The organism is Sphingomonas sp. BK069, assembly GCF_014193405.1.
Classification (GTDB): domain Bacteria; phylum Pseudomonadota; class Alphaproteobacteria; order Sphingomonadales; family Sphingomonadaceae; genus Sphingomonas.
In genome coordinates, this window is the sequence record NZ_JACHZH010000017.1 from 1 (window position 1) to 14,884 (window position 14,884).

A 14,884-nucleotide genomic window follows, 5' to 3' on the forward strand; every position below is an offset into this window, starting at 1 on the left:
GTCTGCTAACGACCCTCGTGCACCTTGCATGCACAAGACCCGCAGACCACCGTCCACATGTCCCTTCATCTCAACCTACAATGTCAAAGAGCCGCGAAAAACCGGCGCCCCGTCACACTCCCTTTTACCGGAGCGACGCTGGCACCTGATCTAGCGCTGACCGATGGGGCGTTCCAGCGAGTGGCCCGCCCCGTCGAGAAGTCGGCTTATATGGGCGGTCCAACATGCCGTCAACGAGAAAATGCAAAAAAGTGCGAGGGTGGCGGAACCGATCCCATGTAACTGAGACGACGCCGGATTGTCACCGGACCGTCACCAGCCGCACCTAGCCCCGCCGCAACGGCCAAACGCCGCACCAACGACATACTGGGGACTTATCGTGAAAAAGCACGTGCTCGCTTGCACGGCCGCTATGGCCATCTGTCTGGCGGCGCCCGCCGCGCTGGCGCAGGAGGCGGCGGCGCCGCAGGGCGCCGATACCGCGGCGGACGATATCATCGTCACCGGCTCGACCCGCGCCGAGCGCCGCTTCGACGTCTCCTACGCGATCAACTCGGTGTCGCAGGAGGAGATCCAGCGCATCGCGCCGCTCAACACCGCCGACCTGATCGGCCAGCTGCCCGGCTTCCAGACCGAGTCGACCGGCGGCGAGGTGCAGAACATCTACCGCATCCGCGGCCTTCCCAACGACGGCGGCTTCGTCAGCTTCCAGCAGGACGGCCTGCCGCTGTTCCACGAGAATGACGGCTTCTTCTTCCGCGGCGACGCGCTGATCCGCCCGGACCTGATGACCGAGCGGCTCGAGGTGGTGCGCGGCGGCCCCGCCCCGGTCTACGCCAGCTACTCGGGCGCGATCGTCAATGCGGTCACCGTGACCGGGCGCGACGAGTCGCGCGGGAAGGCACGCGTGACGCTCGGTGACACCGGGCTGTACCGGCTCGACGCGGTCCAGTCGGGCAAGCTAGACGACAGCACGCACTACGCGATCGGCGGCTTCCTGCGCTACCACGACGGCTATCGCGACAACGGCTTCCCCAACGACCGCGGCGGCCAGATCCGCGCCAACCTGACCCATGACACGGGCACCGGCACGCTCAAGGTCAGCACCAACTACGTCAACGACCACAACGTCTTCTACCTGCCGATCCCGACCGCGGACCCGCGCGACCCGAGCCGCTCGCTCGATCGCTACATCGATTATTTCAGCGGCACGATGAACTCGCCCGCGCTGCGTGACGTGAACCTGAAATACCGCGACGGCGCCGGCGTGATCCAGGGCCGCTCGAGCGACCTCTCCACCGGGCGCCACATGCAGATGTTCAACGCCGGCGTGCAGTATGACACCGACCTCGGCGACTGGCTGATCTCCGCCAAGGCGGGCTTCACCAAGGGCCGGCTCGACTTCACCGCTTTCTACTCCACCACCAACCCGAGCGACGGCGCAACCTTCGCCAACTCCTACCTCGCCGCCTCACGCACCGCCTTCGGGCCGGTCGCGTCGATGGGCTATGTGCTCGCCGGGTCCAGCACGGTCTACGACCCCTATGCAGCCTCCGGGCTGGTGGTGCAGGGCCAGTATCGCGATATCCACTCGCGCTTCTACTCGGCGCAGGGCGACTTCAGCGTCGCGCGCGCGTTCGACACCGCGATCGGGCGGCACGACCTCAAGGTCGGCGTCTATGCCAGCGCCTATGGCGCCAGTGCCGAGTCGATCTACCAGAACTATCTGATCGAGGTGGCAGGCAAGCCGCGCACGCTCGACCTGGTCGCTTACTCCGCGACGGGCGCCGTCCTCGGCCGCGTCACCGACAGTGGCGCGCTCAACTATGCCGCGACGCTCACCAAGGGCGACGCCGACGCCAAGATGGTCGCGGTCTACGCCAACGACACCTGGGAGGTCGTGCGCGGGCTGCGGGTCGACGCAGGCATTCGCCACGAGCGCTACGACTATGCCGGCTATGCCGCCAACACCGCGCAGTACAATCTCGGCGATCCGACCACGCTGGCGGACAACACCACGCGCGGCTTCACCGGCACCATCACCAACCGCACGCTCAAGCCCAACATCACCAACTGGACCGCGGGCGTGAACTACGACTTCACCCGCCATTTCGGCATCTACGCGCGCGCCTCGCACCTCGAGACGCCGCCGTCGATGCAGGTGACCTACACGATCAACCCGACCATCATCACCACCAAGGCCGACCAGTATGAGGTCGGCGTCAAGCTCCAGTCGGGCGGCTCCTACCTCTACGCCACCGGCTTCTACACCAACTTCGACCCGCTCAACGCCTCGTTCCTCGCCTTCGACCCCACTACCGGGCGCAACGACGTCAACGTGCCCTTCATCGGCGAGGCGCAGATCAAGGGGGTCGAGCTCGACGGCCTGCTCAAGGCGACCGACTGGTTCCAGCTCAACGCCGCGCTGACGGTGAGCAGCCCCGAATATCGCAACTTCCGCAGCAGCACCGGCGCCGACCCGCAGGCCGCCGAGGGCAAGCAGATCGTGCGCGAGCCCAAGGTCTACGGCAACCTGCGCCCGACCTTCCGCTTCGCCGCCGGCGACACCGACGTCGACCTGTACGGCCGCTGGAACTACATGGGGAAGCGCTACGTCGACATCTACAACAACACCGCGCTGCCGTCTTATTCCACCTTCGGCGCGGGCGTGACCGCGACGCGGGGCGACTGGCAGGTGCAGGTGGTCGGCGACAATCTCACCAACGCCAAGGGGCTGACGGAGGGCAACACGCGCACCGACAATCTCAGCGGCCAGGGCACCGCCAACGCCATCTATGGCCGCCCGATCTTCGGGCGCAACGTGCGGCTGGTGGTGACCCGCTCGTGGTGAGCGCGCGCGCGGTCGCGCTGCTGCTCGCGGCGGCGGTCCCGCTCGTCGCGGGCGCACCGGCGCGCGCCTCCGCGGCGCCGGTGCGCGACCGCGCGAGCGAGGCGCTCGCGGTGCGGCTGTTCCCGCTGCTCGCACGGCCCGGCGCGGGCGCGGTGCCCGAGCCGCTGCGTCGCGCTCGGGCCGCGCGGGTAAGCGCCTGCGGCGACGATGCCGCCTGCGTCGCGCGCGCGTCACGCTGGGAAGCGGCGGAGATCGACTCGCTCGCCGCTGCGGCCGCCCCGCGAGCCACCGCCTCCCCCGCCGTGGCCGACGATGGCGCGGCGGCGCAGCTCGGTCGCGAGCTGCGCGGCGTCACCGCGATCCTCGACACGTATGCGTTAGGCGTCGTACCGCGCTACCCGGCGATCGACGGACCCGAGGTCCCCCCCGACAGCGCCGAGGCGAAGACGCGGCTGCGTGCGGCGGTGGCGCTCGCCGCCACCCCGCGCGCCGGCGCGCTGGACCCCGGCGTCGAGCTCGCGCTGGCGCTGCTCCAGACCAACGACCGGACCGACGCGGTCCGCGATGACGCCATCCTCGACGCCGCCGCCCGCCGCCGCACCCGGACGCTCGACTGGTCGCACTATCGCTACACCGCGCTGATCGTCACGGGCGTCGGCCCCGAGGTGCCCGACATGCCGCTGAGCCCCGGCGGCCAGTATCACGTCCGGCTCGCCGCCGAGCGCTATGCCGCGGGCGACGCCGCGCTGATCATCGTGAGCGGCGGTCGCGCCCACCCGCGCGCGACCCGCTTCACCGAGGCGGTGGAGATGCGCCGCGCGCTGATCGAACGCTACGGCGTGCCCGCGGAGGCGATCGTGCTTGAACCCTATGCCCGCCACACCACCACCAACCTACGCGACGCGACGCGCGAGCTGGTCGCGCTCGGCGCCCCGCTCAACCGCCCCGCGCTGATCGTCTGCAACCCCGAGCAGAGCCGCTACATCGAGGGCGCCGCTTTCGCCGAGCGTAACCGGCGCGAGCTGGGCTATCTGCCGGGCGCGATCGGCTCGCGCCGCTCGCCCAGGACGATCGAGTTCCGCCCGGCGCGCGAGTCGCTCCGCGTCGACCCGCTCGACCCGCTCGATCCCTGACCCGGGCGTCCCCAGAGGCTGATTCATCCAAGCCGACCCGTGCTCCCGCGCACGCGGGAGCCCAGACCAGCGCGGCAGGCCGAAGCGTCGGACTCCCTGAGCTCCGGCGTTCGCCGGAGCACGCTGCCGCTTCAGATGAGCGGGGTCAGACGCTAGCCGACCGCCTTGATCATGCCGTGCATCGTCAGCCAGCGCGCGAAGGCGTCGAACCAGCCGGTGCTGGTCGTCGTCTTGGGGTACATGCCGAAGCCGTGACCGCCCTGCTCGTACAAGTGGAACTCGACCGGTCGCTTGGCCTCGCGCCAGCGCTCGATCAGCCCGAAGCCGCCGTTGGCGAAGAAGGGATCGTCCGCCGCCAGCGCGACGAACAGCGGCGGCGCCCCCGCCGGCACCGTCACGCCGGTGAGCGGGCCGTAGATCGTACCGATGAAGGCGGGCTTGGCGTCGCTCGGCGTCAGCGTCGTCGCCAGCGTCAGCATCGCGCCCGCCGAGAAGCCGACCATGCCGACCTTGCTCGGGTCCACGTGCCACTCGGCGGCTCGGCGTCGCACCAGCGCGAAGGCGGCGCGCGAGTCGGCGAGCTGCGGCGCCAGCTGGGTCGCCATGGTCGCGGCATCGGGGCGCGGCGGGCGCGCCGCGGTGCCCGAGAACATCGCGCGCATCGACTCGGCGAAGGCGTTCATCTCGGCCGGCGTCTGGTTGAGCCGGTACTTGAGCACGAAGGCCGCGACACCGCGCGCGGCGAGCGCGCGCGCCACGTCATAGCCCTCGTTGTCCATCGACAGCGTGCGAAAGCCGCCGCCCGGCGCCACGATCACCGCCGCGCCGCTGGCGCGTGCCGGATCGGGCAGGAAGGGCGTGAGCGTCGCCTCGGTGACGTTGCGGGTGAAGGTACTGCCATATTGGCGGAACCAGGACTCCTTCACGCTGGCACCGGGCAGCGCGCCGGTGCCGAGCGGTAGCGCTCCCTGCTGCGCCGGCGTGGCGATCGGCGTCATTGCGTCATCCTGCGCCGCGGCGGGAAGGCTGAGGGTGGTGGCCAGCGCCAGCGCCACGATCAGGCTTAGCCGCAGGCTTGAGATCGCTCTCGTGGAACGGTGCATGTCTCTCTCCCATGTTATCGTTAACACGAACGCTATGCTGAGATGTTGCGAGAGTCTAGCGGTGTAAGCCCCCTTGTGGCTGCGGCTTGCGGCGCCTTCCGAACCCCTGTCATCCCGGCGAAGGCCAGGATGACGGCAGGATAGGCGGTTGACCGCGCCCGTAGACGCGCGCCGCGCTACCCCCGCCATCACCGCGGCTGACACCCACCCCCGCGTTGCGCTAAGCCCGTGCGATGTCGCACCAGCGCCACGTGCTGATCGTCGGCGGCGGAACCGCCGGGTGGCTCACCGCCGCCTATCTGGCGCGCGCGCTCGGCGCGGGCGTGGCGGTGACGCTGCTCGAATCGCCCGAGATCGGCACGATCGGCGTCGGCGAGGGCACCTTCCCGACGATCCGCGAGACGCTGCGCTTCCTCGGCATCGACGAGGCCGCCTTCGTCCGCGCGGCTGGCGCCACCTTCAAACAGGGCGTGCGCTTCACCGGCTGGCAGCCCGACCATGACGGCGCGCCGCACAGCTACTTCCACCCCTTCGACGCGCCCTTCCAGCCCGAACCCGGCCTCGTCGCCGACTGGCTGCGGCACGACGAGACGGTACGCGCGCCGTTCGCCGAGGCGGTGACGATCCAGCACCAGGTCGCCGCCGCGCGCCGCGCGCCCAAACAGCCCGGCGAGGGCGACTTTACCGGGCCGCTCACCTACGCCTTCCACTTCGACGCGGTGCGCCTGGCCGCGCTACTGGCAGAGCGGGCGCGCACGCTGGGAGTCCGGCACCTGAGCGGCCGGCTCCACGACCTGGTGCTCGCCGAGGATGGCACGATCGCGCGGGTCGAGAGCGACTCCGGCACGCTCACCGCCGACCTGTACGTCGACTGTACAGGGTTCCGCGCCGAGCTGATCGGGCGCCTGCCGGGCGCGCGCTTCCACTCGGTCGCCGACCAGCTGTTCACCGATCGCGCGCTGACCTGCAAGCTGCCTTACGCCGCGCCCGACGCGCCGATCGAGAGCGCCACCGTCGCCACCGCGCACGCCGCCGGGTGGCTGTGGGACATCGGGCTGGCCGGCGCGCGCGGGATCGGCTGCGTCTATGCCAGCCGCTACCTCGACGACGCGGGCGCCGAGGCGGTCCTCGCGCACTATCTCGGCCGCGACCTGGCCGAGCTCGCCCCGCGCCGCATCGCCTTCGCGCCGGGCTGGCAGGAGCGCGCCTGGATCGGCAATTGCGTCGCGGTCGGCCTGGCAGGCGGGTTCCTCGAGCCACTCGAGTCGACCGGCGTGGTGCTGATCGAGGCCGCCGCCGCGATGATCGCCGAGCTGCTGCCGCCACGCGGGCCCGTTGATCGCGGCGCGGCGCGGTTCAACGCGCTGATGGCCGAGCGCTACGAGAACATCGCCGCTTTCCTGAAGCTGCATTATTGTCTCAGCCGCCGCCCCGAGCCGTTCTGGCGCGACAACGCCGATCCCGCGACGCTGCCGCCGCGGCTCGCCGCCTGGCTCGAGCAGTGGCGGCACCGCACGCCGAGCCGCTTCGACTTCCAGCTCGAGAGCGAGACCTTCGCCCACTTCAACTATCAGTACATCCTCTACGGCATGGGCTTCGCCACCGACGCAGGCGCGGCCGACGCCGCCGCCGCCGCGCGCGCCGAGCGGCTGTTCGCGCGGGTCCGCGCCTATGGCGAGCGCGCCGCGCGCGAGCTGCCGCCGCACCGCGCCCTGGTCGAGCAGCTCGCCGGCACCGCGCTCAGCCCCGCGCGAACAGGCTCCTGAGCCACAGCGGTCCGCCGCGCGCGGCCTCGCGCCAGTCGAGCGCCTCCTCGCTCACGCCCGGCACGTAGCGCCACGGGTCGATGGTGCGCACCTTGCTCCCACGATAGCGCCCCGGATGCGACGTCGCGATCGCGAGCCGGTGCTCCAGCGCGGTCGCGGCGAGCAGCGCGTCGCGCGGCTCGGCATAGCCCAACGCGGCGGCACGACGCGCCACCGCGGCATCGACCGCGAGCACGCGCCCGTCGAAGGCACGCGGCACGATCTCCTCTGCCCAGCCGCGCGCCGCGGTGGCGGCGGCCTTGTCGACGCGCTCGATCTGCACCGCCGCGGTGACCAGCTCACCGAGCGTCAGCGCCGAGACGAACAGGGCAGTGCGCGCCTGTGCCGCCGCCCAGGCTGCCACTGCCGGGTCGCACGTGCCCGCCTTGGCGCCGCGCAACGCCCAGACCAGCTCGGTGTCGAGCAGGTGCATCAGCGCGCCCAGCGCGTGATCGCGCGCCAATCGGGCTCGACCGTCACCGGCTCGGGCGCGGCGAGCTGGTCGGCGAGCGTGTCTCCCTGGCCAGCGAGCTGCCGAAACGACTCGAAGCTGAGCAGGACATGGGTCGGCCGGCCGCGATCGGTGATGAGGACGGGCTCCTGCGCGGCGAGTCGCTTGGCCTGGCTGACGTCCTGGTTGAACGCGCGGCTGGAAAGCGTGCGCATGAGCCTACCTCTTCCCGTCGCAGGTTGGTTCGAAGGCAGCGAGCGACGTAGGCACGTTACTACATCGTGGCCACGCCGCAACGCTTCCCGCTCGTTGCCGGAAAATCGCGGCGACGGCGCACGCTATGCCTTGCGCGTGCGGCCACACCGGCCTCTTCTCCGCACGGCGAGAGCGGGCGCGTGCCCGCCGGGGGGAGGACAGGATGAGCGACTGGCTGGCAAGCCTAGGGACGACGGTGGCGAACGTGCTCGAGCCGCATGGGCCCGCCACCTCGGCGGCGGCGCACAGCTACGCGCCGGGCGATTTCTCGATCCACTTCTTCCTCCAGCTCGCGGTGATCCTGGTGGCCTGCCGGGTGGTCGGCTGGCTCGGCCAGAAGCTGCTCGGCCAGCCGCAGGTAGTGGGCGAGATGATCGCGGGCGTGGTGCTCGGGCCCTCGCTGCTCGGGCTGCTCTTCCCCGGCCTGCAGGGTGCGATCTTCCCTAAAGAGACGAAGAACGTGCTCTACGCCGGCGCGCAGCTGGGCGTGGGGCTCTACATGTTTCTGGTCGGCACCACGCTGCGGCTCGACCATTTCCGCACCAAGGCGCGCAGTGCCTCGTTCGTGTCGATGGCGGGGATCGCGGCGCCGTTCCTGATCGCGGTGCTGATCACCCCCTTGCTGCTCGGCGTGCCCGGACTGTTCGCGCGCGGGATCAGCCAGGCCAATGCGACGCTGTTCCTCGGTGCCTGCATCGCGCTCACCGCCTTCCCCATGCTGGCGCGGATCATCAACGAGCGCGGGCTGGCGGACAGTTCGCTCGGCACGCTCTCGCTCACCGCCGGCGCGTTCGACGACGCCTGCTCGTGGTGCGTCCTGGCGCTGGTGCTCGCCACCTTCGGCGGCGGCGCGGGCGTGGCGATCCTGGCGATCGGCGGCGGGCTGCTATGGGCGCTGTTCGTGGTGCTCGCGGGGCCGCGGCTGCTCGCCCCGCTGGCGCGCAAGGTCGAGCGCGAGGTCGAGCTGAGCCTCACCAGCTTCGCAATCGTGATGATCGCCTTCTGCTGCTCCGCCTTCCTGATGGACGTGATCGGCATCCACGCGATCTTCGGCGGCTTCATCCTCGGCGCGGTGATGCCGCGCGGGCTGCTCACCGCCGAGATCAAGCGCAAGCTCGAGCCGCTGACGGTGGTGCTGCTGCTGCCGATGTTCTTCACCTATTCGGGGCTGAACACGCGGATGGACATGGTCAACTCGGTCGAGCTGCTGCTGATCGCGCTGGGCGTGCTGGCCGCCTCGGTGATCGCCAAGGGCGGCGCCTGCTATCTCGCCGCGCGGCTGTCGGGCGAGGACAATCGCACCGCGCTCGGCATCGGTGCGCTGATGAACTCGCGCGGGCTCATGGAGCTGATCATCATCAACATCGGGCTGCAGAAGGGGATCATCGGCCCGACGCTGTTCTCGATGCTGGTGCTGATGGCGATCGTGACGACGATGATGGCGAGCCCGCTGTTCGAGCTCTTCTACGGCCGCCGCGGTCGCAAGAGCGGCGAGCTGGCGCGACTCGACCGAAGCTACGCCGAGGCGGGCTGAGGCTGCGCCTCGAAGCTCGCCACGTTGGGTCAGGCGTCGGCGGCACGGAAGATAAGGCGGCGCAACGGGCTAGGCCATGGCGGCGCGGCAGGGGTGCAGGACTAGCGCGGCCTTAATCTTGAAGCAGGACGAGGGCACGGCGACACCGCCGCCATGCAATGCCCTCCCCTCTCGCTCTCCCTGCCCGCGATCGGCGAGAGGCGCCCGTGGTGAGGGGCGTCGCACGCAAGTCGCGGCGGCTGCTGCAATGGGTCGCACCGATCGTCGCGGCGCTGCCGATCCTCTACTATCTCGGTGGCGTGCTGCTGAGCCTCGGCGCGTTCGCGCCAGCCGGCGTCGCGGGCCTCGGTGCGTTCGACCTCACCGAGGTGGCGACCGCCGGCTGGCTCAATCTCGGCCCGACGCTGCTGATCCTCGCGGCGGTATGGGTGATCGCGGCGACGCTGGTCTGGCCGATCTCGGCATCGCTGACCCGCGGCCTGGCCGAGCGGGCGCCCCGCTCCAGCGTCTTCGCCGCCGAGATCATCGGCATCGCCTTCTGCGCTTATGCCATCGCCTCGGTGGACGGCGTGTTCCAGCTGCTCATCGCGGTGTTCGCGACCTTGATCATCGTCGCGCTGGCGGCGGCGCAGCTGACCCGGAGCGAGACGGTGATGCGGGCGCGGGTCCGCCCGCTCGGCTGGTTCCTGCTGTGCTTCAGCGCGACGATCGGACTGGTCGCGCTCGGAGAGGCGGCGTCTCCCTTCGGCGTCAGCACCCCGGCCCGCGCGGCGGCGCTGTTCGCCACGCCGTGGGGACAGCGCTGTGTCTATCCGGTGCTGATCGGGCGCGCGCGGTTGCTCTACGTCGACGGCGAACGCCTCTTCCTCTCCGACTATGAGAGCCGCAGCGTGATCCAGGTCGGGCAGGTGCCAGCCGGAGTTGCGCTCAGCCGTCACGTGCCCGTCTGCGCGCGCCTGACGCCCGTCGCGCCGGCGCGCTGACCGCGCTCAGTCACGCACGAGCACGTCCGGCCCGATCGCGGCGACGTCGGTGCAGCCAGTGAGCGCCATCGCGACGCGCATCTCGGCCTCGATCAGCGCGAGCATGCGCGCCACCCCCGCCTCGCCGCCCGCGGCGAGCGCATAGGCCCAGGCGCGGCCGAGCAGCACGCCGCGCGCGCCGAGCGCGAGCATCCGCACGACGTCGAGCCCGGTGCGCACGCCACCGTCCGCCAGCACGGTGAGCCGGTCCCCCACCGCCGCCGCGATCGCGGGCAAGGCGCGCACGGTCGAGGGCGTGCCGTCGAGCTGGCGGCCACCGTGGTTGGACACCACCAGCCCGTCCGCGCCGAGCGCCGCCGCCTCGCGCGCGTCCTCGGCGTCGAGAACGCCCTTGAGGATCAGCGGCCCCTCCCATTCTTGGCGCACCCAGTCGAGGTCGCGCCACGTCACGGTCGGGTCGAAATTGTCGCGCATCCAGCCGAGGAAATCCTCCAGCCCGCTGGAGTTGCCGAGCACCGGCGCGACGTTGCCGAGATGGTGCGGGCGGCCGTGGACGCCGACGTCCCACGCCCAGCGCGGGTGCCGCAGCGCCTGGCCGAAGCGCCGCGCCGCGCCGCGCCAGCCGCTCGCCCCCGCCAGCCCCGAGCGATAGTCGCGGTAGCGCGAGCCCGGCACCGGCATGTCCACCGTGAACACCAGCGCGCTGCACCCCGCCGCGCGCGCCTGGGCGAGCAGGTCGCGCATGAAGCCGCGGTCGCGGATCATGTAGAGCTGGAACCAGAAGGGCCGCGTCGTGCCGCGCGCCACCTCGTCGATCGGGCAGGCCGAGACGGTCGAGAGGCAGAAGGGCACCCCCGCTCTCTCCGCCGCGCGCGCCGCCTGCACCTCGCCGCGGCGCGCGTTCATGCCCGCCAGCCCGATCGGCGCGAGCGCCACCGGCAGCGCCATGCGCTGGCCGAACAGCTCGGTTGAGGGATCGAGCGTGCCGATGTCGCGCAGCACGCGCTGGCGCAGCGCGATCGTCTCGAGATCGGCGACGTTCCGCCGCAGCGTCGTCTCGCTGTACGACCCGCCGTCGATATATTCAAACAGGAAAGGCGGCAGTCGGCGCCGCGCGAGCGCGCGGAAATCGAGGGTGGAAGCGACGATTGTCATGGGGTTCGGGTTCACGAAGGCGGTGGCGCGCTGTAGCGCATAGGTGCAACCTGCATCCACTGGCGGCGGATGGCAACGTCCCGCGTGCCCGAACCGCTTCCTCCAGCCCTCGAGGTGATCACGATGAAACTCTGCCGCTACGGTGCGAAGGACGCCGAGAAGCCCGCGCTGGTCGACGCCGACGGCGCGCTGCGCGACCTGTCGGGCGTGGTCGCCGACCTGACCGGCGACGAGCTCGCCCCCGCCGCGCTCGCGCGCCTCGCCGCGCTCGATCCCGCGACGCTGCCGCTGGTGGCAGGCACGCCGCGCTACGGCGTGCCGGTCGCGGGTTCGCAGAAGTTCATCGCGATCGGGCTCAATTATGCCGACCATGCCGCCGAGTCGAACCTGCCGATCCCGGCCGAGCCGGTGGTCTTCAACAAGTGGGTCAACTGCCTTCATGGCGCCAACGACCCGGTGGTGATCCCGCGCGATAGCAGGAAGACCGACTGGGAGGTCGAGCTCGGCGTCGTGATCGGCACGCGCGCCAGCTATGTCGAGGAGGCCGACGCGCTCGACCATGTCGCCGGCTATCTCGTCGTCAACGACGTGTCCGAGCGCCACTGGCAGCAGGAGCGCGGGCCGACCTGGGACAAGGGCAAGGGCTTCCCCACCTTCGGTCCGGTCGGGCCGTGGCTCGTCACCGCCGACGAGGTGGGTGACCCGCAGCAGCTCGGCCTGTGGCTGTCGGTCAACGGGCAGCGCGTGCAGGACGGGTCGACGTCGACGATGATCTTCACCGTCGCGCAGATCGTCGCTTACTGCTCGCAGTTCATGACGCTGGAGCCGGGCGACATCATCACCACCGGCACGCCGCCGGGCGTCGGCCTCGGCCAGAAGCCGGAGCCGTGGTACCTCAAGGCCGGCGACGTGGTCGAGCTCGGCATCGAGAAGCTCGGCGAGCAGCGCCAGGAGTTCGTCGCCTGGTCGCGCGAGGCGATCGGCTAAGGTCCGAGCACCCTGCCGCTCCGGGCTCCCGCGTGCGCGGGAGCACAAGCGGCGCGCGAATCGATCCGTCATCCCGGAACAGGTCCGGGATGACGGAAGATGATGGGGGTTCAGCAACTCTCGCCGGGGTTCGGGATGACGCGCCATCCCGGCCGCCGGGTCAGAACAAGAAGCTGCGCAAAGAGCGCCGCGACGCCCGCGACGCTCCGCCGTCCCGCTATTTCGCCGCCCAGCGGATCGCGTTGGTCAGCACGCGCCGGTAGTTGGGATCATCGTAATTGGCCGCGTCATGGCCCAGCGCCGAGAAGAAGACATGCCCCTTGGCACGCGGGTTGACCCACATGATCGGGTGCTTGCCCATGCGCAGCTTGTCTCCGGTGCGGTAGCTCGCCTCGTCGACGCGGGCGAGCACGGTCATGCCATGCTGGCTGGGGTCGCCGCTGAACGAATACCATTCGTCGCTCGAGGTCCAGGGCAGCTTCACCCCCGCCATCACCGGGTGGCGCGGCTGGTCGACCAGGATCGTCGCGCGCTGGATGTGATCGGCCCCGTTGGGATGGCCGATGAACTCGGTGCCGATGATCGTGTCGACGTACCAGGGCGACTTGTGGCTGTTGTCGCCCGCGGCGTGGAGCGCGACCACCCCGCCGCCGCGCGCGACGAAGCGCTGGAACGCGGCCTGCTGCTCGGGGGTCAGGAACTCGCCCGAGGCGCTGTTGAGCACCACCACCGAGAAGTGCTTGAGCGCCTCGTCGTTGAAGACCGCGCCGTTCTCTGTCTGGAAGCTCTTCCGGCCGAGGCCGCGCGCGATGTCGGCGAGCACCTCGTTCGAGTGCGGGATATGCTCGAAATGCCGCCAGCCGTTGGTCTTGCTGACGATCAGCACGCCGCGCTCGATCCCGGCGGGCAGCGTCGGCGGGCTCGTGTCGAGCGTCGGCGCCGGCAGGTGCGGGTCGGGGGCGGCCTGCGCCAGTGCCAGCGCCCCGAGCATCGCGATCAGTCGCATCCCATCTCTCCTGTGCTAAACGTTATCGCGCCGGCGTCGCGGCCGTGCGTGCCTGGTCGATCTCGGCGCCCCACGGGTCGCGCGCCACCACCGTCTTCCCGTCGGCGGCGAAGTCCGCGATCGTGTCGGCGGCGCGATCGTAGCGCGGCCAGCGCGGCAGGCCGGCGCCGTTGGGATCACCTGTCTTGACGAAGTTGGCGAGATACTGCGCCATGGCATGCCCCATCGCGACGTCGCGCGGGCTGGTCTGCGCGCCATATTTGATCGCGGCATTGTCGAAGAAGAAGGGGATGTCGGTGGCGTGCTGCGCGCCGGGCTTGCCGATCGCGCTCGCGACATAGGAGAAGCGATACGACCACACCGGCACGCCCTTGTCGGCGAGCCGCGCGGCGGCATCGCGCCCGCCCGCGACCATATAGCCGGTGCGCCCGCCGATGTCGGCGCTGGTGGCGCCGATCAGCATCGGCACGCGCGCGAACCGGTCCTGATCATAGGCGGCGCCCATGTCGACCACCACCTTGCCGTCGATGAAGGGCCCCGAGTAGGTCGGCGCGGCGGGGTCACGCGGCGCCATCGAGGCAAGGTTGAGCCCGTCGACCACCTGCTCGCCCGGCAGCGCGCGCAGCCGCTCGAGCGCGTCAGGCGCATCGGGGTCGATGCCCTTGGCGCGTGCGAAGTTGGCGCCGACCCGCTCCGCGTCGGCCAGCGCCTTGCCGCTCGGGTCCGGGTGACCGTCACCGCCCGACATGGCGAAAGCCTGGTGGAACAGCCCGCGCGCCAGCGGCGAGGTGACGAGCTGGTGCACCGACATGCCGCCCGCGCTCTCGCCGACGATCGTCACCTTGGAAGGATCCCCGCCGAAAGCGGCGATGTTGCGTTTGACCCATTGCAGCGCCGCGATCTGGTCCATCGTGCCGTAATTCCCGAGCCGGCCGGCGTCGGCGTTGGCCTGGCTCAGCTGCGGCAGCGCGAAGCTGCCGAATCGGCCGAGCCGGTAGTTGAAGCTGACGAACAGCACGCCGCGCCGGGCCATGTTGGCACCGGCATAGGTGGGCGGCGAGGCGCCGCCGTTGACGAAGCCGCCGCCGTAGATCCACACCAGCACCGGCAGCTTGCCCTTGGCGGCGGCCGGCTTCCAGACATTGACGTAGAGGCAGTCCTCGGACGGCGTGGTGCCGAGCGGCGCGGCGTCGCTGGGGAACGGCAGCTGCATGCAGTCGGCCGCGTAGCGTGTCGCGTCGCGGGCCGTCGTCCAGTGCGCCGCCGGCTGCGGCGCCCGCCAGCGCAGCGCACCCACCGGTGACGCGGCGAAGGGGATGCCCTTCCAGCTCGCGATGCCGTCGCTCACCGCGCCCCGGACAGGACCGGCGTCGGTACTGACCGTCATGCCCTGCTGCGCCAGCGCCGGCGCGGCGATGAGCAGCGCGGCCAGCGCCGCGGCGATCGGCTTGGTCATCCGTCTTCCTCCCCTTCGCGGCCGGATCTTGCCCGGCGCGCACCCTACCTTCCCCGCCGCGGCGGCGACGTCAACTGGCGCCACCGCGACCGACCGCCTCGATCACGACAAGCCCGTCGCTTCGCGAGGCACTTAGCGTGGTGGTTACCGCGTCGTTAACCGTGG

At 70.9% G+C, this 14,884-nt stretch carries 12 protein-coding genes; 6 read left to right on the forward strand and 6 right to left on the reverse strand.

Features of this window, described 5'->3' with window-relative positions; genetic code table 11:
* Positions 1–412 precede the first annotated feature (412 nt).
* Together FHY02_RS21930 and FHY02_RS21935 are read left to right on the forward strand one after the other, a co-directional pair.
* Positions 413–2,851: a TonB-dependent receptor gene (locus FHY02_RS21930; protein WP_183926367.1), complete on the forward strand. Its 2,439-nt coding sequence runs from the start codon at positions 413–415 to the stop codon at positions 2,849–2,851.
* A complete protein-coding gene (locus FHY02_RS21935; RefSeq protein ID WP_311731912.1) occupies positions 2,848–3,984 on the forward strand; it encodes a YdcF family protein in 1,137 nt (378 codons plus the stop codon). The genes FHY02_RS21930 and FHY02_RS21935 overlap by 4 nt, the downstream gene beginning before the upstream one ends.
* Before the next feature lie 152 nt (positions 3,985–4,136).
* On the opposite strand, the gene FHY02_RS21940 is transcribed toward FHY02_RS21935, so the two are convergent.
* Positions 4,137–5,087 (reverse strand): alpha/beta hydrolase, encoded by a 951-nt coding sequence (locus tag FHY02_RS21940; protein ID WP_183926369.1) that lies wholly within the window; start codon positions 5,085–5,087, stop codon positions 4,137–4,139.
* Positions 5,088–5,320: 233 nt separating this feature from the next.
* On the opposite strand from FHY02_RS21940, the gene FHY02_RS21945 reads away from it, so the two are divergent.
* Complete coding sequence (locus FHY02_RS21945) at positions 5,321–6,853, forward strand: tryptophan halogenase family protein (protein ID WP_183926371.1); 1,533 nt, start codon at positions 5,321–5,323, stop codon at positions 6,851–6,853.
* Here the strand turns inward: FHY02_RS21945 and FHY02_RS21950 are convergent.
* The gene (locus FHY02_RS21950; RefSeq protein ID WP_260173077.1) at positions 6,828–7,355 is read right to left on the reverse strand and encodes a PIN domain-containing protein; all 528 of its coding nucleotides are present in this window, start codon (positions 7,353–7,355) and stop codon (positions 6,828–6,830) included. The two genes, FHY02_RS21945 and FHY02_RS21950, sit on opposite strands and share 26 nt — an antisense overlap.
* Positions 7,325–7,558 (reverse strand): type II toxin-antitoxin system Phd/YefM family antitoxin, encoded by a 234-nt coding sequence (locus tag FHY02_RS21955; protein WP_183926373.1) that lies wholly within the window; start codon positions 7,556–7,558, stop codon positions 7,325–7,327. Before FHY02_RS21955 ends, FHY02_RS21950 begins: the two co-directional genes overlap by 31 nt.
* 203 nt (positions 7,559–7,761) lie before the next feature.
* Between FHY02_RS21955 and FHY02_RS21960 the strand changes: the two genes are divergently transcribed.
* Both FHY02_RS21960 and FHY02_RS21965 read left to right on the forward strand, forming a co-directional pair.
* Positions 7,762–9,132: a cation:proton antiporter gene (locus tag FHY02_RS21960; protein WP_183926375.1), complete on the forward strand. Its 1,371-nt coding sequence runs from the start codon at positions 7,762–7,764 to the stop codon at positions 9,130–9,132.
* A 209-nt stretch (positions 9,133–9,341) separates the two neighbouring features.
* A complete protein-coding gene (locus tag FHY02_RS21965) occupies positions 9,342–10,115 on the forward strand; it encodes a hypothetical protein (RefSeq protein WP_183926378.1) in 774 nt (257 codons plus the stop codon).
* A 6-nt stretch (positions 10,116–10,121) separates the two neighbouring features.
* On the opposite strand, the gene lldD is transcribed toward FHY02_RS21965, so the two are convergent.
* The gene (lldD, locus tag FHY02_RS21970; protein ID WP_183926380.1) at positions 10,122–11,270 is read right to left on the reverse strand and encodes an FMN-dependent L-lactate dehydrogenase LldD; all 1,149 of its coding nucleotides are present in this window, start codon (positions 11,268–11,270) and stop codon (positions 10,122–10,124) included.
* Between the two features lie 123 nt (positions 11,271–11,393).
* On the opposite strand from lldD, the gene FHY02_RS21975 reads away from it, so the two are divergent.
* Positions 11,394–12,257 (forward strand): fumarylacetoacetate hydrolase family protein, encoded by an 864-nt coding sequence (locus FHY02_RS21975; RefSeq protein ID WP_183926382.1) that lies wholly within the window; start codon positions 11,394–11,396, stop codon positions 12,255–12,257.
* 217 nt (positions 12,258–12,474) lie between these two features.
* Here FHY02_RS21975 and FHY02_RS21980 read toward each other — a convergent pair whose 3' ends face one another.
* Together FHY02_RS21980 and FHY02_RS21985 are read right to left on the reverse strand one after the other, a co-directional pair.
* The gene (locus FHY02_RS21980; protein ID WP_183926384.1) at positions 12,475–13,263 is read right to left on the reverse strand and encodes a ThuA domain-containing protein; all 789 of its coding nucleotides are present in this window, start codon (positions 13,261–13,263) and stop codon (positions 12,475–12,477) included.
* Between the two features lie 22 nt (positions 13,264–13,285).
* Positions 13,286–14,719 carry a carboxylesterase family protein gene (locus tag FHY02_RS21985; protein WP_183926386.1) on the reverse strand — a complete coding sequence of 478 codons (1,434 nt, stop codon included), beginning with the start codon at positions 14,717–14,719 and terminating at the stop codon, positions 13,286–13,288.
* Positions 14,720–14,884 lie beyond the last annotated feature (165 nt).

Excerpts from the sequence above, each read along its gene's own strand:
- FHY02_RS21930 (WP_183926367.1), top strand. The coding sequence starts at position 413 with ATGGCCATCTGTCTGGCGGCGCCCGCCGCGCTGGCGCAGGAGGCGGCG.
- FHY02_RS21940 (WP_183926369.1), bottom strand. The coding sequence starts at position 5,087 with ATGCACCGTTCCACGAGAGCGATCTCAAGCCTGCGGCTAAGCCTGATC.
- FHY02_RS21945 (WP_183926371.1), top strand. The coding sequence starts at position 5,321 with ATGTCGCACCAGCGCCACGTGCTGATCGTCGGCGGCGGAACCGCCGGG.
- FHY02_RS21955 (WP_183926373.1), bottom strand. The coding sequence starts at position 7,558 with ATGCGCACGCTTTCCAGCCGCGCGTTCAACCAGGACGTCAGCCAGGCC.
- FHY02_RS21960 (WP_183926375.1), top strand. The coding sequence starts at position 7,762 with ATGAGCGACTGGCTGGCAAGCCTAGGGACGACGGTGGCGAACGTGCTC.
- lldD (WP_183926380.1), bottom strand. The coding sequence starts at position 11,270 with ATGACAATCGTCGCTTCCACCCTCGATTTCCGCGCGCTCGCGCGGCGC.
- FHY02_RS21975 (WP_183926382.1), top strand. The coding sequence starts at position 11,394 with ATGAAACTCTGCCGCTACGGTGCGAAGGACGCCGAGAAGCCCGCGCTG.
- FHY02_RS21980 (WP_183926384.1), bottom strand. The coding sequence starts at position 13,263 with ATGCGACTGATCGCGATGCTCGGGGCGCTGGCACTGGCGCAGGCCGCC.
- FHY02_RS21985 (WP_183926386.1), bottom strand. The coding sequence starts at position 14,719 with ATGACCAAGCCGATCGCCGCGGCGCTGGCCGCGCTGCTCATCGCCGCG.